The organism is Kitasatospora sp. NPDC018058, assembly GCF_044327205.1.
Classification (GTDB): Bacteria; Actinomycetota; Actinomycetes; order Streptomycetales; family Streptomycetaceae; genus Kitasatospora.
This window is the reverse complement of the sequence record NZ_JBIRFA010000003.1, coordinates 12183-31155: the sequence shown is the minus strand read 5'-3', so window position 1 is coordinate 31155 and position 18973 is coordinate 12183. Positions and strand designations below refer to the sequence as shown.

The window sequence follows — 18973 nt, the reverse complement described above, 5'->3', positions numbered from 1 at the left end:
GTCGTCGTGGCGCCTGCCGGGGGCGTGCGTCAGACCACGTGGTACCGGCCGGTGCGGGCCTCCCAACTCAGGTAGCCCGCCAGCCAGGTGAGCAGTCCTTCCGCGTACCGCTGGGCGATCGCGCACTCGATCCGGGACAGGCTCAGCTCGCGGTAGACGTCCGGCAGCCGCTCGTGCAGCTCGGCGCAGCGCTCGACCATCAGCTGGGCCTCCGCCATCACCACCGCACAGGCCTCCTCGGCCGAGCAGCGGCGCTCACGCTGGACGATCATGACCAGGTTGTTGACGTCCCCGCGCGGCGCCTCCAGCGGGAAGGACCGCACGTCGTTGCTGAGCGACGGTATGTCGGCTGCCAGCTGCCGGAGTTGACGCAGCACCGGGTGGTGCAGGACGGCGGCGGGGACCTCGAACTGGCCGAGCCGCTCGACCATGTCGAAGATGGTCTCCATCGCCGCGGTGCCCCGTCTGAGTTCGAGGTAGCCGGCCCGGTCCGGCGGCCGCGCCGAGATCCGGCCCGCCGCCTCGGCCGGGTGGCTGGCGAAGTAGTACTCCCAGTTGTAGGCCGCGCGGGCCTGCCAGCGGGCCGGCATGCCGTGCACGCTGCGGTTCCACAGGTCTGCGAAGGCGGCCTCGACGGCGGAGTCCGGGTCGGGGCGCGCGCCGTGCAGGACGGCGATCAACCGCTCGCAGATCGGGGCGACCTCGGTGGGCCGACGGCCGAGCGGGCCGTCGAACTGGTCGTCGAAGAGGAAGTAGAAGCCCATCAGGTCGGCCGCCAGGACGAGTTCGTCCGGGCCGGCGTCCGGGTAGCCGAGTGCGGCGAGGTCGACCACCTCCCAGTGGGCGTAGCCGGGGTGGTCGGCGTCGGGGAGCAGCGGGTGGCGGATCAGCCAGTCCCGGTGCAGCTTGGTGGCGTACGGGCCGTGCGGACTGCGGCGGTACGGGAACGGAATCTGAAGTGAGGTGTCGTCAGACATCGGACTCCCGGTGCAGCGGAGGGTGGGGGGCGCTTGTGGTTCGATCATTGGCCGTGGGGGGAGTTGACGCGGCGAGGCTGGGAAGGTGAGGGTGGCTGTGCAAGATCATCAGCGCCTCGCGGGCCGTAGGGTATCTGATGCAATGATCGGACGTTAGGGATATAGGGCAATTGCCCTTGGCAAGCCCTCCGAACCCTCACCGTCCGCGCCAGCCTGGGCGAATGCCGCACAGCGAGCCACGCACGGCGCTAACCTCGGCTCCACGAACAGTGACGGAGCGGCTCCCACGAGCAGTGGTCGAGCCGCGCCGCTGGCGGGTGAGGCGGAGGCGCGACGGTGACCGAGCAGGACAACGAACTTCGGACGGGAACCGGTTCCGGCCGGGACGGCGACGGCGCCGCGCCCCGGGTCAGGCTGCGCGACCGCGACGCCGAACTGCGGTCGGTGGAAGCGGCCATCGACCGGCTCTGCCGCGAATTCGCCACCGGCGGCACCGAGATCGGCGACCTGCTGGCATTCTCCGGCCGCCCGGGCATCGGCAAGACCAGTCTGCTGCACGAGGTCCGACGGATCGCCAAACTCCGCGAGGGCACCTGCGTGCTGTTCGCCCGAGGCGGTGAACGGCAGTTCAAGGAGCCGTACCACGTGCTGCGCCAGCTGCTCCAGCCCGTGCTCAGCGATCTGAGCGCGGACGAGTTCCGCCAGGTCATGGGTACCTGGGAGGAGGTCGTCGGACCGGCCATGGGCCTCAAGCAGCCCAAGGCCGGTGCCCGCCGGCTCGACCCCCAGGGCGTGCGCGACGGCCTCGACTACGTGCTGACCCAGCTCGCACCACGCCGTGCGCCGATGGTGATGATCGTCGACGACCTGCACTGGGCCGACGCCGAATCCCTCTCCTGGCTCGCCAAGTTCGCCGTCCGCTCCGGCGAACTGCCCGTCCTGCTCGTCTTCGCCTTCCGCGAGGACGAGAACGACTGGCCCACCGAGACCCAGGACCTCCGACGGGACATCCTCGGCCTCAAGGGGCGCAAGCACGAACTCAACCGGCTCAACCTCAGCTCCGTCACCGACATGATCCGCGCCGAACTCGGCGACAAGGCCGAGGACGCCTTCTGCTACGAGTTCTGGAACGTCGTCAACGGCAACCCCTTCGAGGTCGTCGCCCTGCTCGACCAGGTCCGCGACCAGGACCTCGAACCGGTCGAGGAGAACTCCCGACAGCTGCGCGAACTCGCCGTCGACGCCGCCGGGATGACCCTCAAGAGCTGGCTGGACCGGCTCGGCGCCAGCACCCTGCGCTTCGCCTGGGCCTGCGCCATGCTGGGCACCGACATCCGGGTCGACCTCGCCACCCGGATCTCCACCCAGAGCACCGAGGGCGCGCGCGACTCCATCAAGCAACTGCGCAAGCAGCGCGTGCTCACCCAGGCCCCCAGCGGGAACCTGGAGTTCGTCCACCCGCTGATCGCCAGCTCCATCTACAACACCATGCCGGAGGCCACCCGCCTCGGCATGCACGGCATCGCCGCCGCCGAGATCGAGAACGCCGGACTCGGCCTGCTCGCCGCCTCCCGCCACCTGGTCGAGACCCACTCCGGCGAGGGCGACGACCGGATCGTCAAGAAGCTGCGCCGCGCCGCCGTCGAACACCAGCTGATCGGCGCCCCCGAGGCCGCCCAGCGCTGTCTGCACCGCGCGCTCAACGAGCCGCCCGCCGACGCGATCAAGGCCGAGGTGCTGTACGAACTCGGCTGCTCCGCACTGCTCACCGACCCGGTCGCCACCGTCAACCAGCTCAAGCTCGCGCTCGACCCCGACGAGGTGCCGCTGCGTCCCGAACTGCGGGTGGACGCCACCTTCCGGCTCTCCGAGGTGCTCGCCCACAGCGGCGAGCTGGGCCAGGCCGCGCTGGTCTGCCAGCAGGAGGCCGGGCAGACCGACGACCCGGCCGGGCAGCAGCGCCTCCAGGCCGCCTCGTTCATGTGGCACGCCTTCCGCAAGTCCGAGGAGGACGGCCCCGGCCGTTCCGCCCGGCTGGGCGAGATGTGCCGGAGCCTGGCCGGCCGCGAGGCCGCCGACCGGGCGGTACTCGCCATGCGCGCCTGGGACCTGACCCTGCGCGGCGAGCCCTCCTCCGAGGCGCTCGCGCTCGCCGACGAGGTCCTCGAAGGCGGCCGGCTGCCCAAGGGCCTCGGCTGGACCGACACCACCTGGGGCTTCGAACTGCCCTCGATGCTCGGCCTCACCTACATCTACAACGACCGCATCGCCCAGGCCGAGCGGCTGTTCGCGGACGCCATCATCCAGTTCGAGATCGCCGGTTGGAGCGGCGCCCACCGGGGCTTCGCGTACTTCCTGATGGGCCTGGCCCGGTTCCGCCGCGGCCTGCTCGCCGAGGCCGAGGACTTCCTGCGCCGGGCCCACCGCATCTCCGAGCGGGTCGGCAAGAAGCTGCCGCTGGCCTGGGACGCGGTCGGCGTGCTGGTGGACACCCTGATCGCCCGCGGCCGGGTCGAGGAGGCCTGGACGCTGGCCAACGAGTTCGGCTTCCACCCGCCGTACCACGCCACCGCGATGGTGCTGCCGGACGCGGCCTCGCTGTACGGCAAGCTGCTGATCGCCAAGAAGCGCCACGCGGGCGCGGCCGCCGCGCTCACCGAGGCCGGCGCCCAGCTGGAGATCCGCGGCTGGCACAACACCGTCTGGGCGCCCTGGGCCGGGCACCTGGCCATCGCGATCTCGGACGACGAGCCCGAGCGCGCCCGTGGTTACGCCCAGAAAGCCGTTCAGGACGCGCGCGGCTTCGGCACCGCCTCGGCGATCGGCGGCGCGCTGCGGCTGCAGGCGCAGGTCGAGAACGGCGAGCAGGCGGTCGAGCTGCTGGAGCAGGCCGTGGAGCACCTGGGGCAGTCCCCGGCCGCCTACGAGCACGCCGTCGCGCTGGTCGACCTGGGCGCTGCGCTGCGCCGGGTCGGGCGGCTGGAGGATGCCCAGGAGTACCTGTACCAGGGCATCGAGCTGGCCCAGCACTGTTCGGCGGAGAAGCTGGTCGACCAGGCCCGGCGGGAGCTGGCCAACTACGGCCTGCGGCCCAACCGGCTGGAGAAGCGCGATTTCCGGGACACGCTCAGCGGGCCCGAGTGGGAGGTCGCCAAGCGCGCCGCGCAGGGCGTGCCGCCGCAGCGGATCGCCGACGAGCTGGGGGTGCAGCTGAGCCTGGTCAACCGGCGGCTGGCAGCGGTCTACCGCAAGGCGGGCAGCGGACCGGACGGCCTCGCCTCGGCGTTGGGGATGCCGGCCCAGCCGCGCGAGGAACAGGGGGAGTAGCGGCGGCCCGGCGAGGGGGGCGGCTGACAGTGGCGTCCGGGCGGCGCGCGGAGGCGTGGGAGCGCCCCCGCTACCGCCTCCCTCGCTAGGCTGACGGACACCACGGGGGCTGCGGCAGCGCCTCCTGACGGATGGACGGACCCGGAACCGGGCGGAGGCGGCGGCGCGGTCGCCAGTGAGGAGCAGGCATGGCGAGCGAAGCCACCGGCGTGCGGCGGGAACCCCTCGAACCCTCGGGCGCGGGCGCCGCGATCCAGCGCTGGACGCTCACCGCCGGTCCGTACGAGGCGAGCGTGCTCACCCTCGGCGCCACCCTGCACACCCTGAGCGCGCCGGACCGCACCGGCCGCACGGCCCAACTGCTGCTGTCCACCGATCAGTTGGGTCAGATCCTGGGCCCGGCGCGGCACTACGGCACGGTGGTCGGCCGGTACGCCAACCGGATCGACGGCTCCGAGGTCACCATCGACGGCGAGGAGCACCCGCTCGCCCCGACCGGCGGCGGGCTCACCATCCACGGCGGACCGGACGGCTTCGCCCAGCGGATGTGGGCGGCCGAACCGATCGAGGGCGGGGTGCGGCTGCGGCTGCACAGCCCGGACGGCGACCAGGGCTTCCCGGGCGGGCTGGACGTCACGGTCTCCTACACCCTGGACGCGGGCGGCGAGCTGGTGATCGCGTACCACGCGGTGACCAGCAAGCCGACAGTCGTCAACCTGACCAACCACGCCTACTTCAACCTCGCCGGTGAGGGCAGCGGCGACGTCCTGGGCCACCTGCTCACCCTGGACGCCGACGAGTACACCCCGGCCGACGAGCGGCAGATCCCGTACGGGCGGACCGAGCCGGTGGCCGGCACCCCCTTCGACTTCACCGTGGCCACGCCGATCGGCAAGTCGGTGCACGACGAGCACCCGCAGCTGGCCGGGCCCGGCGGCTACGACCACAACTGGGTGCTGCGGGCCCGTCCGGCGGACGGCGGACCGGCGCGGGCCGCGCTGCTGGAGGACCCGGTCAGCGGCCGCACCCTGGAGGTGCTGACCACCGAGCCGGGCATCCAGGTCTACACGGCGAACAAGTTCCAGGGCGCGGTCACCGGCGCGAGCGGGGTCCCGTACGGGCCGTTCGCCGGGATCGCGCTGGAGACCCAGCACTTCCCGGACTCCCCGCACCACCCGGCGTTCCCGAGCACCGTGCTGCGGCCGGGGGAGGAGTTCCGCTCGACCACGGTGCTGCGGCTGGGTACCAACTAGGCGTCCGCGCCGCGACTAACTGTCCGCACCGCGACTAGGCGTCCGCGCCGCCGGGCAGGTCCCGGCGCATGCAGAGCCGGGGCCAGCGGTCCAGCCCGTGCTCGGCCTCCCCGCGGCGGATCTCGCGCAGGCCCGGGGTGAGCTCCGCGTCGGCCAGCGGGCGGAAACCGCAGCGGGCGTAGTAGGGGCCGTTCCAGGGGACGTCCGCGAAGGTGGTCAGGGTGAGCGCGGGGGCGTCGGCGCCCTGCTGCCCGGCGAGGTGCTCGATCAGCGTCCGACCGATGCCCCGGCGGGCGTGGTCGGGGTGCACCGACACCTGCTCGATGTGCAGGGCGCCGTCCACCGGCTCGGCCAGCAGGTAGCCGGTGATCGTCCCGTCGGGGGCCTGTGCGACCAGGGCGATGCCGTGGTTGAGGTAGTGGGCGAGTTCCTCGGGCGTGCCCGGGTCGTCCTCGGCGATCTCCGGCATGCCGATCGCGGCGAAGGGTGCTCCGGCGGCCCGCTCCAGCTCGACCAGCAGTGGCAGTTCATCCCTGGTGACGGCTCTGATGCGCATGCGCCCAGTCTGCTGCAAGCGCCATTCGGCCACGCACGGTGGAACTGTCGGTCACCCGGGACCGGGGTGAATCGGGCGAAGTGGGGCATTGGCCGTAGCCGTCAACTACCGTGCGGCTACGTCCAGGACACGCGGCTGTAACGATCGCCATTTCTTGCAGAAACTTGCTGCAAGGACTTTCCGTCGATCTTTCACCGCTGTTAACTTCCTTCCGAGCCCGACGGCAGCAACGGTGCGGTCGGCACGAGGCAGCCATTATGCGCCTGTCTCCGAACATCTCGGGCACCCCCACCCTCCCAAGGAGTTCTCATGCGGCGTGGCATCGCGGCCTCTGCCCTCGTTGTGGCCCTCGCGGCCTCGATGGCTGCCTGTGGCAGCAGCGGCGGCTCCGGTTCGGACAGCAAGGCCGACGGCCCGGTCACCCTCACGTACTGGGACACGTCGAACGCCACCAACGAGGCTCCGAACTACCAGGAGCTGGCCAAGAAGTTCGAGGCGGCCAACCCGAACATCAAGGTCAACTTCGTCAACGTGCCGTTCGACCAGGCGCAGAACAAGCTGCAGACCGCCATGGGGGCCAAGGGCGCTCCGGACGTGTTCCGCTCCGAGGTCGGCTGGACCGCCGCCTTCGCCAAGGCCGGCTTCCTGGAGCCGCTGGACGGCACTCCGGCCGCCGCCGACACCTCCACCTTCCAGCCCAGCCTGATCCAGCAGGCCAAGTACGACGGCAAGCTGTACGGCGTCCCGCTGGTCACCGACACCCTCGGCTTCCTCTACAACAAGGACCTGTTCGCCAAGGCCGGCATCACCGACGCCCCCAAGACCTGGGACGAGCTGAAGACCGACGCCGCCACCCTCAAGGACAAGGCCGGTGTGGACGGGTTCTGGCTGAAGGCCGCGGACGGCTACTACGCGATGCCGTTCCTGTTCGGCGAGGGCACCGACACCGTCGACGCCGCCGGCAAGAAGATCACCGTCACCTCGCCCGAGGCCGTCAAGGGCATCGAGACCTACAAGTCGATGTTCACCGCGCCCGGCATGGCCAAGGCCGACGTCACCACCGACGCCTACGCCCACATGATGGACGCCTTCAACAGCGGCAAGGTCGCGGCGATCATCCAGGGCCCCTGGGAGATCACCAACATCTACAAGGGCGCCGCGTTCGCCGACAAGAAGAACCTCGGCATCGCCCCCGTCCCGGCCGGCTCCAGTGGCAAGGCCGGCGCCCCCACCGGCGGCCACAACATCTCGGTCTACGCCGGTGCGGACAAGGCCCACAAGGCCGCCGCCGAGAAGTTCGCCGCCTTCATGACCTCGGCCGAGAGCCAGGCGTTCATCGCGCAGAAGAACTCCACCCTGCCGACCCGCTCCGACGCCTTCACCGCCGACGTCAAGGCCGACCCGGGCATCGCCGGCTTCCAGAGCATCCTCACCAGCGCCAAGCCCCGCCCCGAACTGCCCGAGTACAGCTCGCTGTTCGCCTCTCTCGGCGAGAACCTGGGCAAGACCCTCCAGGGCACCAGCACCCAGGACGCGCTGAACACCGTCTCCACCGACTACGCCAAGCTCCTGCCGGGCTTCGCCAAGTAGTCCCCGCGCCCGGCCTGCCGACCGAACGGCAGGCCGGGCCGTCGGCTCCCCCGAGAATCCCCCCGAGAAGGTGCAAACGATGTCAGTCGCCGTGCAGGGCGCCACCGGCAAGGGCAGCCGGGAGCGCGAGCAGCGTCCGGGCCTGCTGGAACGCCTCAAGCGCTCCTACGCCAAGCACTGGTACGCCTATGCGATGATCGCTCCGGTCGTGCTGGTGCTCGGCGTGTTGGTGCTCTACCCGCTGGTCCAAGGCATCTGGCTGACCCTCACCGACGCCAACAGCCTCAACGTCGCCCGCAAGATCGGCGTCAACGAGATCCCGGCCAGCTACCAGTACATCGGCTTCCACAACTACGCCGACATCCTCTGGGGCCCCGGTTCGTACGACCGCTTCTGGTCCCACTTCGTCTGGACCATCGCCTGGACGGCGATCTGCGTCTGCCTGCACTACACCCTCGGCCTCGGCCTCGCCGTACTGCTCAACAAGAAGCTGCGCGGACGCGCCGCCTACCGGATGCTGCTCATCCTTCCGTGGGCCGTCCCGACCTTCGTCACCGTCTTCTCCTGGCGCCTGATGCTCTCCGACGGCGGCGTCGTCAACAGCGCGCTCTCCGCCCTCCACCTGCCCGAGCCCGGCTGGCTCACCGACCCGTGGGCGCAGAAGGCGGCCGCGATCCTGGTGAACACCTGGGCCGGCGTGCCGTTCATGATGATCTCGCTGCTCGGCGGCCTGCAGGCGATCCCGGCCGAGCTGTACGAGGCCGCCGAGATGGACGGCGCCACCCGGTGGCAGCAGTTCCGCCACATCACCCTGCCCGGGCTGCGCAGCGTCTCCTCCACCGTCGTCCTGCTCGGTGTGATCTGGACGTTCAACCAGTTCAACGTCATCTTCCTGCTGTTCGGCAAGGGTGCTCCCGACGCCCAGCTGCTGGTCACCTGGGCCTACCGCCTCGGCTTCGGCCAGATCCCCGCGGACTACGCGCAGTCCGCCGCCTACGGCGTGATCCTGCTGTCCATCCTGATCGTCTTCACCGCCTTCTACCGGCGCTGGCTCGCCCGCAACGAGCAGGCCAACGGCTGAGGCCCCGGACCCAGTTGACCCACGAAGGCAGGTAACCCCGATGAGCACCAGCACCACCACCGAACGCCCCGCCGCCGCGGCGACCGCGACCTCGGCCGCCCGGCCGGCCAAGTTCCGTCCGCGCGGCGAGAGCAGCCCGCTGGCCAAGGCGCTGTCCCACGGCGTCCTGATCATGGCCAGCCTGATCGCGCTGTTCCCGGTCGCGTGGATCCTCTTCGTCTCGCTCGGGCCGGACAAGACCGACTACCTCCACCCCGGCCAGATCCTCGACAAGGCGACGCTGTCGAACTACCAGCACGTGCTGTTCGACACCGACTTCTTCACCTGGTTCGGCAATGCCCTGCTGGTCTCCGGCATCACCACCGTGTTCGGCGTCCTGCTCGCCGCCACCACCGGCTACGCCGTCTCCCGGATGAAGTTCCCCGGTCACAAGCCGCTGATGTGGTCGCTGCTGGTCACCCAGATGTTCCCGATCGCGGTGCTGATCGTGCCGATGTACACGATGCTCTCCGAACTCGGCCTGCTGGACAGCTACACCGGCCTGATCCTGGTCTACTCGACCACCACCGTGCCGTACTGCGCCTGGCTGCTGAAGGGCTACTTCGACACCATCCCGGTGGAGATCGACGAGGCCGGCCGGGTCGACGGGCTCAGCCCGTTCGGCACCTTCTGGCGGCTGGTGCTGCCGCTCGCCCGCCCGGGCCTGGCGGTGGCCGCCTTCTACTCCTTCCTCACCTACTGGGCCGAGGTGCCGTTCGCCTCCACCTTCATGCTCAGCTCCGACAAGTACACGCTGGCCGTCGGCCTGCAGACCTTCGTCAGCGAGCACGACGCCCAGTGGAACCTGATGGCCGCCACGGCGGTGCTGATCGCGATCCCGTCCGCGGCCTTCTTCTACCTGGTGCAGCGCAACCTGGTCACCGGCCTGACCGCCGGTGCCTCCAAGTCGTAACGCTCGCCTACGCCTCAGCGCGTGTCTCAGCGCTCCCCGCTCCTCTAGTCCCCAAGGGATACCGTCCATGACCCAGAACCTGGCCGACACCTCCCGGCCTGCCGCCGACATCGCTCACGAGGCGAACGTCAGCGCGTCCAGAGGCTGGTGGCGGGACGCGGTCATCTACCAGGTGTACCCGCGCAGCTTCGCCGACTCCAACGGGGACGGCATGGGCGACCTGCCGGGCATCCGCAGCCGCCTGCCGTACCTGCGCGACCTCGGCGTGGACGCCGTCTGGCTCTCCCCGTTCTACGCCTCGCCGCAGGCGGACGCGGGCTACGACGTCGCCGACTACCGCGCCGTGGACCCGATGTTCGGGACCCTGCTGGACGCCGACGCCCTGATCCGGGACGCCCACGAGCTGGGGCTGCGGATCATCGTCGACCTCGTCCCCAACCACTCCTCGGACCAGCACGAGTGGTTCCAGCGCGCCCTGCGCGAGGGCCCCGAGTCCCCGTTGCGCGAGCGCTACCACTTCCGCGCCGGCAAGGGCGAGAACGGCGAACTACCGCCCAACGACTGGGAGTCCATCTTCGGCGGCCCGGCCTGGACCCGCACCGAGAACCCGGACGGCACCCCCGGCGACTGGTACCTGCACCTGTTCGCCCCCGAGCAGCCCGACTTCAACTGGGACAGCCCGGCCGTCGCCGACGAGTTCCGCTCGATCCTGCGGTTCTGGCTCGACATGGGCGTGGACGGCTTCCGCATCGACGTCGCCCACGGCCTGGTCAAGGCCCCCGGCCTGCCCGACATCGGCGGCGCCGACCAGCTCAAGCTGCTCGGCAACGACGTCATGCCGTTCTTCGACCAGGACGGGGTGCACGAGATCTACCGCAGCTGGCGCGGGATCCTCGACGAGTACCCGGGCCAGCGGATCGGCGTCGCCGAGGCCTGGACCCCGACCGTCCAGCGCACCGCCAACTACGTCCGCCCCGATGAGCTGCACCAGGCCTTCAACTTCCAGTACCTGGGTACCGATTGGGACGCCACCGCGCTGCGCGAGGTGATCGACCTGTCGCTCGACTCGATGCGCCCGGTCGACGCCCCCACCACCTGGGTGCTGTCCAACCACGACGTCACCCGGCACGCCACCCGCTTCGCCAACGAGCCCGGCCTCGGCACCCAGATCCGCACCCCCGGCGACCGTTCGCTGGGGCTGCGGAGGGCCCGCGCCGCCACCCTGCTGATGCTCGCGCTGCCCGGCTCCGCGTACGTCTACCAGGGCGAGGAGCTCGGCCTGCCGGACGTCACGGACCTGCCGGACGAGGTCCGCCAGGACCCGTCGTTCTTCCGCCAGGCCGGTCAGGACGGCTACCGCGACGGCTGCCGCGTCCCGATCCCGTGGTCCGACACCGAGGCCCCGTACGGTTTCGGACCGGCGGCGGGCGGGCCGTCCTGGCTGCCGCAGCCGGCCGAGTGGGCCGCTCTGAGCGTCGAGGCGCAGACCGGCGACCCGACGTCCACCCTGGAGCTCTACCGCAGCGCGCTGGCCGTCCGCCGGTCGCAGCCCGACCTGGGCGCGGGGACGGACGTCGAGTGGCTGGAGGCGCCCGAGGGCACCCTGGCCTTCCGGCGCGGGTCCTTCGTCTGCACCGTGAACACCACCGGCGAGCCGGTGCGGATAGCGGCGCCCGGTCGACTGCTGCTCGGTTCGACCGAACTCGTGGTGGACGGCGGCGAGACGGTGCTCGCTCCGGACAGCACCGGCTGGTGGGCGGTCTGACGTGGGTGCAATAGGCTCTGGGCCCGTGACTACGGCGCGACTCTCAGACATCGCGGCGCAGGCGGGGGTCAGCGAAGCCACCGTCTCCCGCGTACTCAACGGCAAGGCGAACGTCTCCGCCGCGACCCGGCAGACCGTGCTGGCCGCGCTGGACGTGCTCGGCTACGAGCGGCCGACCCGGCTGCGCCAGCGCAGCGCCGGGCTGATCGGGCTGATCACGCCGGAGCTGAGCAACCCGATCTTCCCCGCGCTGGCGCAGGTGATCGAGCAGGTGCTCAGCCGGCACGGCTACACGCCGGTGCTGTGCACCCAGACGCCGGGCGGGTCCACCGAGGACGAACTGGTGGAGATGCTGGTCGACCGGGGCGTGGCGGGCATCGTCTTCGTCTCCGGGCTGCACGCCGACTCCACCGCCGACCACGACCGGTACGCCCGGCTGGCCGGGCGCGGGGTGCCGTTCGTGCTGATCAACGGGTACAGCGAGCGGATCGACGCGCCGTTCATCTCGCCGGACGACCGGGCCGCGATGTGGATGGCCGTCCAGCACCTGGCCGAGCTCGGGCACGAGCGGATCGGGCTGGCGGTCGGGCAGCGGCGGTACGTGCCGGTGCTGCGCAAGATCGAGGGCTTCACCGCCGCGATGCGCGAGGTGCTCGGGCGTAGCCGGGAGGAGGCCGAGGAGCTCGTCCACCACACGCTGTTCAGCGTGGAGGGCGGGCACGCGGCGGCCGGCGCGCTGCTCGACAAGGGCTGCACGGCGATCGTCTGCGGGAGCGACATGATGGCGCTCGGGGCGATCCGGGCGGTGCGGCAGCGCGGGCTGTCGGTGCCGCAGGACGTCTCGGTGGTCGGCTTCGACGACTCGCCGCTGATCGCCTTCACCGAACCGCCGTTGACCACGATCCGCCAGCCGGTCGAGGCGATGGCCACGGCCGCGGTGGACGCGCTGCTGGAGGAGGTCGGTGGGAACGCCGCCCAGCGCGGGGAGTTCATGTTCCAGCCGGAGCTGGTGATGCGCGGGTCCACCGGGGCCTGCGCGCGCTGAGCAACGGGGCCGGACGGTCAATTGAAGGGCCCCGGAGGGCAGTTGCTCTCCGGGGCCCTTCGGCGTCCGCCCGCTCGATCGCTCCGGACGGTCAGCCTTCCTGGACGGCCGGGCGGTCGGCGGTGAGTCGGTGGCCGTCGGCCGCGTCGGCGGTCCGGGTCTCGGTGCGGCGGCCGCGGGCCAGGTAGTCGCGCAGGACCAGTTCGACGGCGTCCTGCGGGTTCTTGGTGCCGGAGAGCAGCATCGCATCGATCGCGAGGTTCGCATCGAGTGTGATGGTGACCTGGGCCATGGTGACTCCTCCTCGGGTGCAGAGCAGCAGCATGCCCGGCGGGGAGGGCTTTCACCATGCGAATGCGCGAACCCCGGGGAGGAGTGACCAGACTCTCCCCGGGGGTGGCGGGTGACGGCGGAGGGACGACGGATGTCGGAATCCGTCATCCGCTATCCGTCATCCGTCCGCTGTCATCTGTTGCACGTCAGCTGTCAGCCGGCGGCTGCCGGTTCGCCGTTGCTCAGACCCGGCCGGCGAAGTCCGGGGCCCAGTTGGCGATGGTCTGCTCGCGGACGCCCGCGCTCGGGTTGGCCGCCTCGACGTACTTGCCGCCGCCGATGTAGATCGCGACGTGGTAGACGCCGGAGTCCTTACCGTTGTTCGACCAGAAGAGCAGGTCGCCCGGCTTCAGGCTGTCCAGCGAGACGTGGGTGCTGGCGGCGGCCTGGTCGGCGGCGATGCGCGGGATGTTGATGCCCGCGGCGCGCAGCGCGGCCTGGGTCAGGCCGGAGCAGTCCCAGCCGCCGTTGCCGGTGCCGCCGTAGACGTAGGCCTGGCCGACCTTGGACTCGGCGAAGGACACCGCGGCGGCCATGCTGCCGGTGGCGGCCTGGGCCGGGGCCTGAGCGGCCGGCTTCGCGGCCGGCTTCGCGGCCTGGGTCAGGACGGTCGGCTTGGCGTTCACGGCACCGCCGTTCGCGGCCTGGCCGGCCTTCTGGGAGCGGTTGAACCAGCTGAAGTCCGAGCCGGACCCGGTGGAGGAGGACTTGTCGGCCTGGGCCTGGTCGCCGTCACCGAAGGTCAGGTGCTGGCCGGGGTAGATGGTGTCCGGGCCCTCGGTCAGGGTGCTGCGGTTGAGGTCGTACAGCCGCTGCCAGCCGCCCTGGACGTTGTGCTTGTCGGCGATCGAGGAAAGCCAGTCGCCCGCGACGACGGTGTAGCCGGCGCTCTGGGCCGGGGCCTGGGCGGGCGCGGCCGGCTCGGCGGGCTTCGCGGCCGGGGCCTGGCTCGGCGCGGGCTTGGCGGCGGGCTTGGCGGCCGTGGCGGCGGAGGTGTCGACGGCGGCCGGGGCACCGCCCTTGGTCAGACCGGCCTGGACCGAGCAGACGGGCCAGGCGCCGGGGCCCTGCGAGGCGAGGACCTTCTCGGCGACGGCGATCTGCTGGTCCTTGGTGGCGAGGTTGGCCTGCGGGGCGTACGTGGTACCGCCGAAGGCGGCCCAGGTGCTGGAGGTGAACTGCAGGCCGCCGTAGAAGCCGTTGCCGGTGTTGATGGCCCAGTTGCCGCTGCTCTCGCACTGGGCGACCTTCTCCCAGGTGGCGACGGAGGCGGCGTTGGCGGTGCCGGTGGTGAGGCAGGGGACGGTGAGGCCGACGCCCGCGACGCCGAGGGTGGCGATCACGCGACGGGTACGGCTGGACAGGCGGGTGCCGTTGGTGGGCAGCATGAAGACGCGGTCCTCTCCCACGCCTGCGAGGTGAGCTGTCGGATTCGGGCCGGAGTTGCCCGGCCGCGCTGTGGGCGCGGCTTCACCCCTAGCCCTGGACCGTTCCGAGGAACTGCCCGGGGCGACTTACCTGTGGTTCCCCCGCTCCTGCCGTGGTGCGTTTTCGCGCTGCCAGGACATCCGACGGCAGGACTTGGCGTTGCGGATGAGCTGGGTTCGTGTGGTTACGAACGGGGAGCACGTTAATCAGACTTAAGTTCAAACTGCAAATATCTGTGATGCACGTCACGGTTTAGTGGAAATTGCCAAATCGGACACGAATCATGATCGTAAATGATCGTTTTCCGGCAATGCGGCTGTGGATTCCCGCAATTGTCTTCGCCTCAGGGGTGGGCTGACGGAGCGTGGAAGTGTGCGGCAGCGCGCCCAGCGCGGCGGGGGAGTGGTCGTGATTCGAGTGCTGGAATGCGCGCCCGGCACTCCATCCCAAAAGGCGATAAAACGGACATAGTGCGCCATTGTTCTCCTAGCTCCCGTAATTCCCGTACCGAGACAAAGCGGCAAGCGGCAGGCGTGGGGTGAGGGCGGGAGGAGCCGGGCATGCCGAAGGGCCCGGAACGAAGCCGTTCCGGGCCCTTCGATACGCGGGAGTGCGCGACGGTCGTCGCAGGCCGTCTGCTAGCCCTCCAGGGGCCCCTGGGTGGCCGCGTGGGCGCCGCGCGGGCCCTCCTCGGCCCCAGCGGCGGCCGCGGCCTCCGCCTCGGCCCGGGCCAGCTCCTCCGCCGACGGCGTCGGCAGCGCGGCCAGGTAGGTGGAGGCGATCAGCTGGCCGACGGTCGGGTAGGCGCCCAGTGGCGCCGCCGACGGGCAGCCGGTCTCCTCGGCGGCCGTGGCGAGCAGCTCCGAGTCGGCCTCGGGCCCGATCACCAGCGGGGCCAGTGCGGGGCGCTGGGCGCCGGTCTCCTTGAGGTGGTTGACGGCCCCGGCCACCGAGCCGGGCACGTCGAGCGCTGCGGCGACGACCGGGATGGCCAGTCGGGCGGCCAGCAGCACGCCGGTGATCCCGGCCGCCGCGGCCGCGTCCTCGCCGCCGACGGTGGTCAGGACCACGCCGTCCGCGGCGGTCGCGATGGCGAAGAGTCGGGCCCGGTCGGCCCGGGCCAGCCCGGCCTCGGACAGCCGCACGTGCACGGCCTCGGCCAGCAGCGGGTGCGGGCCCAGCGTGTCGGTGACGGTCGCGCCGTGCTCGGCGGCGAGGGCGTGAAGTTCGGTCAGGAAGCCGTGCGGCCCCGGCACCAGCGGCACCACGACGGGCGTGGGCTGGCCGGCCTCGGCGGCCATGGCCAGCAACTCGGCAACGGTGCGGTCGTCCCCGTCCTCGCCCTCGGCGCCGTCCGCCGGGAGGTAGCCGACGGCGGCCTGGACGCCGGTGTGCTCGCTGCGGACGATCGACAGCAGTTCCTCGACGACCGAACGGGACTCGGGCCCGGCGGTCGCGGGCACGGCGAGCACCAGGGCCGGCGAACCGGTGGGGATCTCGGGGCGCTCGGGGCGACGGTGGCGCCCCCGCGCACGGGAGCCTGGAGTGCGGACGGGCAGTGGCGCGCCCGGGATGGCTGCGGTGCTCATGCCGGAGATCGTAGGACATCTGCCCGTCAGGCCTGCAGTCGGCTGCCGTACGGGTTTCGGGTGGTCGTGGTGCGGAGGTCGTGTCTCCGCCGCGCCGGTCCGGGCGGTTTGCCTACAATTCGGACATTCCTCACCCAATCCCCGCGTGGACATCGACAGTTGCCCTGACGTGTCGCACGGGGTGTCCCGTTGCACCTGTGGCGCGTGAGATGTCTCACAGCCGAAGAGTGACCTGACGGAGCGTCACGGGGGTGCGACTCCCGGCATTCGAAGATCAACATTCAGCGGGGGATCGCTCACGGCCGGTTATCGACAAACCGTCGATTCAGTCGACTATGTCCGTTTACGTACCGTCAGGGGAAGGGTCCGTGAAGAGTTCGAGTCGGCCGATAAAAGGCCTCGTGCACCTGCAATGTCCCGTGCTGATGCACGTGCACTGCGGCTATCATCGCGTCAAGTGAGGCGTTGTGCCGGGCCGGTACGGGGCCGGTCCGTTCGTTCGGCGGTGCCGGGGCGCCGCGCTGGACGACAACTCCGGAGCTCTTCGGGAGACTTCTATGCACGACTCGCAGGACATGCACGGCTCGAACCACACCTTCAACGGGATGGCCGCCGCCGACCTCAAGGGGGTGGTCTGGCAGAAGAGCCGACACAGCAACTCCCAGGGCAACTGCGTCGAGTTCGCGGCCCTGCCGGGCGGCGACGTGGCGATGCGCAACTCGCGCTTCCCGGACGGTCCGGCGCTCATCTACACCCGGGCGGAGATCGCCGCCCTGCTGCTGGGGGCCAAGGACGGGGAGTTCGACCACCTGGCGGTCTGACCGGTCGCCGCTTCACCATCGGGGGGCCGTCGTGGGTGCTGACACCGCGACGGCCTTTGTCTTTTCCTCGCGGGCTCTCCCGCGGGTCGTACGGCGGCGCGACGTCGTACGGGCCGAGGTCACAGGGTGCCGGGTCATACGGCGCCGCTTCGCGCAGGGCCTGGGCCGGGGTGCACCGGGCCGGGGTCGGCGGGTTCGACGCCGGTAACCGGAACCGGGGTCGGAGGCGGGCCGACACCGCGGGGTCCGAAGGCCTGGCTGAAGGGCCCGGGGTGTGGTCGTCCCGGGTCGTCCCTCGGCCGGCCGCGCGCCGCGCGGCGCTAGGCCGAGCGCCGGTGCCGTCCACCGATTTCGATATGTCCGTCGAGTCCGCCGCCGGCCGGCTCCGCCTCGAACATGGCCCAGACCACCTTGCCGCTGCCCAGCGGGTGCCAGCCCCAGGAGCGACTGAACGACTCCACCAGGTGGAGGCCGCGGCCGGATTCGGCGACGAAGTCCGCTTCCCGGGCGACCGGTCCGATGCTGCTCGGATCGCTCACCGCGCAGACCACCTGGGGTGCGCGGTGCACCAGGCTTATTCGGATCGGCAGCCGCCCGTCCGGGGTCGGCTGTGTGGGAAAGTCGTACTCGCCCAGGGCGCCGCCCGACGGGTCGGGCCGTGCGCCGATCGCATGCCGGAGCGCGTTGGTCACGAGTTCCGAGGCCACCAGCGCGACATCGTCGAACAGCTCCATCAGGCCCCAGCACTGAAGAGCGGTCCGGGCGAAGTCGCGCGCGGTTCTGACGGCTTCGAAGCGAGGAGCGAGCGTACAGGTGACCACATGGGGGTCAACCGCCAAAGCCGTACCGGTGCTCATGAAGAGCTCCTCCCATAAGGGGGCGGACACGGCTGGACCCGCCGGGGTCATGCCGGTCACCTCCGACTCGCTCGGCCGCTCGGCCGCCCCCTCGACCAGGCGCGCGCGCACTCGAACGCCCGATGGCGCGGGGGGCGTCGCCGGGTCGGTGCACGGAGTCGCGCGTGGGGTCGACGCGGAGCCCGCGGGATTGCCAGGGATGTGCAGGTGCACGTGCACCATGGTGGTGTGCGCTCACTGCAGATGCAAGAGTCGATTCACGTGCAGTCGCACTATTGGCATATGCAAGCGCCGGATGCACGTGCATCCTGGTGTGCGGAGTGTAGAACTGATAGGAACATCCGTCAGTATCGGCACCGTGAGCGCTCAACTGATGGCAGACTGTGCGCTGTTTGCCCTAGGTGGAGGTTTCGACCGCATGACCACAGTTCAGCCGGGCGGCGGCTCGATGGTCCGCCGGATCCTCCTCGGCTCGCAGCTTCGTCGCTTGCGCGAGGCGCGCGGCATCACCCGTGAGGACGCGGGTTATGCGATCCGCGCCTCCGAGTCCAAGATCAGCCGTATGGAGCTCGGCCGCGTCAGCTTCAAGGAGCGCGACGTCGCCGACCTGCTCAGTCTGTACGGCGTGGACGACGGCCTGGAGCGGGAGGCCCTGCTCGGCCTGGTCCGCGAGGCCAACAAGTCCGGCTGGTGGCACAGCTTCAACGACGTGCTGCCGGGCTGGTTCCAGACCTACGTCGGCCTGGAGGAGGCCGCCCAGCTGATCCGCACCTACGAGGTGCAGTTCATCCCCGGACTGCTGCAGTCCGAGGAGTACGCACGGGCGGTTTTCGGCCAGAGTCGGCCGGTCATCAGCGAGGAGGAGGTCGAGCGGCGGGTCAGCCTCCGCCTGCGCCGCCAGAAGCTGCTGACCGAGGGCGCCAACCCGCGTCTGTGGGCGGTGATCGACGAGGCCGCGCTGCGCCGGCCGGTCGGCGGGCCCAAGGTGATGCGCGGTCAGGTGCAGTACCTGATCGACGTCGCCGAGCAGGCCAACGTGGTGATCCAGGTCATGCCGTTCCGCTTCGGTGCGCACGCCGGGGAGTCCGGTGCGTTCACCATCCTGCGCTTCCCGGAGCAGGACCTCGCGGACGTGGTCTACCTGGAGCAGCTCACCAGCGCGCTCTACCTGGACAAGCGGGACGACGTCGACGCCTACATCCAGGTCATGGAGCGGCTCTGCGTGGACAGCCTCACGCCCGAGCGCACCATAGACCTGCTGGCCTCGATCCTGAAGGAGCGCTGAGTCCCGGCCGGGCGGGGCCTCGTCGGCCCCACCGCAGCGGACCGGTCCTGCCTGGCAGGCGCATCCTCCGGAACGGTCCGAATCCTCCGCAGCAGACCGATCGGCCGCCCCCCG

At 70.9% G+C, this 18973-nt stretch carries 15 protein-coding genes and 1 riboswitch; of the genes, 9 read left to right on the top strand and 6 right to left on the bottom strand.

Translation table 11 applies throughout. From position 1 onward, the window contains the following. Window positions 1-29: 29 nt before the first annotated feature. Window positions 30-977, bottom strand: a complete 948-nt coding sequence (locus ACH4E7_RS05050) for a terpene cyclase (RefSeq protein ID WP_396247599.1) — start codon at window positions 975-977, stop codon at window positions 30-32. A 336-nt stretch (window positions 978-1313) separates the two neighbouring features. Here ACH4E7_RS05050 and ACH4E7_RS05045 point away from each other — a divergent pair, with 336 nt between their 5' ends. Continuing rightward, on the top strand, window positions 1314-4304 hold the full coding sequence (locus ACH4E7_RS05045; protein ID WP_396247598.1) for an ATP-binding protein: 2991 nt from the start codon (window positions 1314-1316) through the stop codon (window positions 4302-4304). 188 nt (window positions 4305-4492) lie between these two features. Next, window positions 4493-5557 carry an aldose epimerase family protein gene (locus ACH4E7_RS05040; RefSeq protein ID WP_396247597.1) on the top strand — a complete coding sequence of 355 codons (1065 nt, stop codon included), beginning with the start codon at window positions 4493-4495 and terminating at the stop codon, window positions 5555-5557. Between the two features lie 34 nt (window positions 5558-5591). On the opposite strand, the gene ACH4E7_RS05035 is transcribed toward ACH4E7_RS05040, so the two are convergent. Beyond that, the gene (locus ACH4E7_RS05035) at window positions 5592-6113 is read right to left on the bottom strand and encodes a GNAT family N-acetyltransferase (RefSeq protein ID WP_396247596.1); all 522 of its coding nucleotides are present in this window, start codon (window positions 6111-6113) and stop codon (window positions 5592-5594) included. Window positions 6114-6422: 309 nt separating this feature from the next. Between ACH4E7_RS05035 and ACH4E7_RS05030 the strand changes: the two genes are divergently transcribed. The 5 genes from ACH4E7_RS05030 to ACH4E7_RS05010 all read left to right on the top strand — a co-directional run bounded on the left by ACH4E7_RS05030 (window position 6423) and on the right by ACH4E7_RS05010 (window position 12546). Next, window positions 6423-7703, top strand: coding sequence for an extracellular solute-binding protein (locus ACH4E7_RS05030; protein ID WP_396247595.1), 1281 nt, complete (start codon window positions 6423-6425; stop codon window positions 7701-7703). A gap of 79 nt (window positions 7704-7782) precedes the next feature. Then, window positions 7783-8784 (top strand): carbohydrate ABC transporter permease, encoded by a 1002-nt coding sequence (locus tag ACH4E7_RS05025; protein WP_396247594.1) that lies wholly within the window; start codon window positions 7783-7785, stop codon window positions 8782-8784. Between the two features lie 40 nt (window positions 8785-8824). Further along, complete coding sequence (locus ACH4E7_RS05020) at window positions 8825-9736, top strand: sugar ABC transporter permease (protein WP_396247593.1); 912 nt, start codon at window positions 8825-8827, stop codon at window positions 9734-9736. Window positions 9737-9803: 67 nt separating this feature from the next. Further along, window positions 9804-11501 (top strand): glycoside hydrolase family 13 protein, encoded by a 1698-nt coding sequence (locus ACH4E7_RS05015; protein ID WP_396247592.1) that lies wholly within the window; start codon window positions 9804-9806, stop codon window positions 11499-11501. A gap of 25 nt (window positions 11502-11526) precedes the next feature. Then, complete coding sequence (locus ACH4E7_RS05010) at window positions 11527-12546, top strand: LacI family DNA-binding transcriptional regulator (RefSeq protein WP_396247591.1); 1020 nt, start codon at window positions 11527-11529, stop codon at window positions 12544-12546. Between the two features lie 91 nt (window positions 12547-12637). Here ACH4E7_RS05010 and ACH4E7_RS05005 read toward each other — a convergent pair whose 3' ends face one another. The 3 genes from ACH4E7_RS05005 to ACH4E7_RS04995 form a co-directional block, all read right to left on the bottom strand. After that, a complete protein-coding gene (locus ACH4E7_RS05005; RefSeq protein WP_396247590.1) occupies window positions 12638-12838 on the bottom strand; it encodes a hypothetical protein in 201 nt (66 codons plus the stop codon). A 223-nt stretch (window positions 12839-13061) separates the two neighbouring features. Then, window positions 13062-14288 carry a transglycosylase family protein gene (locus ACH4E7_RS05000; RefSeq protein ID WP_396247589.1) on the bottom strand — a complete coding sequence of 409 codons (1227 nt, stop codon included), beginning with the start codon at window positions 14286-14288 and terminating at the stop codon, window positions 13062-13064. Then, window positions 14275-14435, bottom strand: a riboswitch (cyclic di-AMP (ydaO/yuaA leader). It overlaps the preceding gene by 14 nt. 510 nt (window positions 14436-14945) lie before the next feature. Further along, window positions 14946-15896, bottom strand: coding sequence for a hypothetical protein (locus ACH4E7_RS04995; protein WP_396247588.1), 951 nt, complete (start codon window positions 15894-15896; stop codon window positions 14946-14948). A 557-nt stretch (window positions 15897-16453) separates the two neighbouring features. On the opposite strand from ACH4E7_RS04995, the gene ACH4E7_RS04990 reads away from it, so the two are divergent. Next, the gene (locus ACH4E7_RS04990) at window positions 16454-16717 is read left to right on the top strand and encodes a DUF397 domain-containing protein (RefSeq protein WP_355676240.1); all 264 of its coding nucleotides are present in this window, start codon (window positions 16454-16456) and stop codon (window positions 16715-16717) included. A gap of 320 nt (window positions 16718-17037) precedes the next feature. Here the strand turns inward: ACH4E7_RS04990 and ACH4E7_RS04985 are convergent, their stop codons facing one another. Next, entirely contained in the window at window positions 17038-17574 is a 537-nt protein-coding gene (locus ACH4E7_RS04985) for an ATP-binding protein (RefSeq protein WP_396247881.1), read from the bottom strand. A gap of 418 nt (window positions 17575-17992) precedes the next feature. On the opposite strand from ACH4E7_RS04985, the gene ACH4E7_RS04980 reads away from it, so the two are divergent. Beyond that, a complete protein-coding gene (locus ACH4E7_RS04980) occupies window positions 17993-18859 on the top strand; it encodes a helix-turn-helix transcriptional regulator (protein ID WP_355676238.1) in 867 nt (288 codons plus the stop codon). The last annotated feature ends 114 nt before the right edge of the window (window positions 18860-18973 follow it).

What these genes read in the sequence shown, in the direction of transcription:
- ACH4E7_RS05050 (WP_396247599.1), bottom strand. Translation starts at nt 977, where the DNA reads ATGTCTGACGACACCTCACTTCAGATTCCGTTCCCGTACCGCCGCAGT.
- ACH4E7_RS05040 (WP_396247597.1), top strand. Translation starts at nt 4,493, where the DNA reads ATGGCGAGCGAAGCCACCGGCGTGCGGCGGGAACCCCTCGAACCCTCG.
- ACH4E7_RS05035 (WP_396247596.1), bottom strand. Translation starts at nt 6,113, where the DNA reads ATGCGCATCAGAGCCGTCACCAGGGATGAACTGCCACTGCTGGTCGAG.
- ACH4E7_RS05030 (WP_396247595.1), top strand. Translation starts at nt 6,423, where the DNA reads ATGCGGCGTGGCATCGCGGCCTCTGCCCTCGTTGTGGCCCTCGCGGCC.
- ACH4E7_RS05025 (WP_396247594.1), top strand. Translation starts at nt 7,783, where the DNA reads ATGTCAGTCGCCGTGCAGGGCGCCACCGGCAAGGGCAGCCGGGAGCGC.
- ACH4E7_RS05020 (WP_396247593.1), top strand. Translation starts at nt 8,825, where the DNA reads ATGAGCACCAGCACCACCACCGAACGCCCCGCCGCCGCGGCGACCGCG.
- ACH4E7_RS05015 (WP_396247592.1), top strand. Translation starts at nt 9,804, where the DNA reads ATGACCCAGAACCTGGCCGACACCTCCCGGCCTGCCGCCGACATCGCT.
- ACH4E7_RS05005 (WP_396247590.1), bottom strand. Translation starts at nt 12,838, where the DNA reads ATGGCCCAGGTCACCATCACACTCGATGCGAACCTCGCGATCGATGCG.
- ACH4E7_RS04995 (WP_396247588.1), bottom strand. Translation starts at nt 15,896, where the DNA reads ATGAGCACCGCAGCCATCCCGGGCGCGCCACTGCCCGTCCGCACTCCA.
- ACH4E7_RS04990 (WP_355676240.1), top strand. Translation starts at nt 16,454, where the DNA reads ATGCACGACTCGCAGGACATGCACGGCTCGAACCACACCTTCAACGGG.
- ACH4E7_RS04985 (WP_396247881.1), bottom strand. Translation starts at nt 17,574, where the DNA reads ATGAGCACCGGTACGGCTTTGGCGGTTGACCCCCATGTGGTCACCTGT.
- ACH4E7_RS04980 (WP_355676238.1), top strand. Translation starts at nt 17,993, where the DNA reads ATGACCACAGTTCAGCCGGGCGGCGGCTCGATGGTCCGCCGGATCCTC.